Annotated in this window: 1 protein-coding gene; it reads left to right on the top strand. The window is 59.8% G+C overall.

The genetic code is table 11. From position 1 onward, the window contains the following. Positions 1 to 276: hypothetical protein (locus R2R70_RS20070; RefSeq protein WP_410978909.1), on the top strand; the 276-nt coding region annotated here is incomplete at both ends.

The following is a 276-nucleotide window of genomic DNA, read 5'->3' as shown; positions in this document are numbered from 1 at the left end:
CCGACCGATCCGTTCTATCGCAGCCTCGTTGCCGCGTTCTGGCTCGAACTGATCGCGCCGTTCGTGTCGAAGGCCGATTTCGAACTGGCGATCTTCATCGGCACGATTGCGCAGCGCGAGCGCCTCGTCATCGGATTCAACGGCGCTTCCGCGAAGACCCTGCACAGCGTGGTCGATCCGCAAACCTACGCAGCCCACAACATCGACATCGACGATCCCGAGTGGATCGACGATCATGCACAAAGCGACCATGGCATCAGCAAACTCGTCAGCTAC

Source organism: Cobetia sp. SIMBA_158 (genome assembly GCF_046566945.1).
In the GTDB taxonomy this organism is placed as follows: domain Bacteria; phylum Pseudomonadota; class Gammaproteobacteria; order Pseudomonadales; family Halomonadaceae; genus Cobetia; species Cobetia amphilecti.
This window is presented reverse-complemented; position numbering and strand designations above follow the sequence as displayed.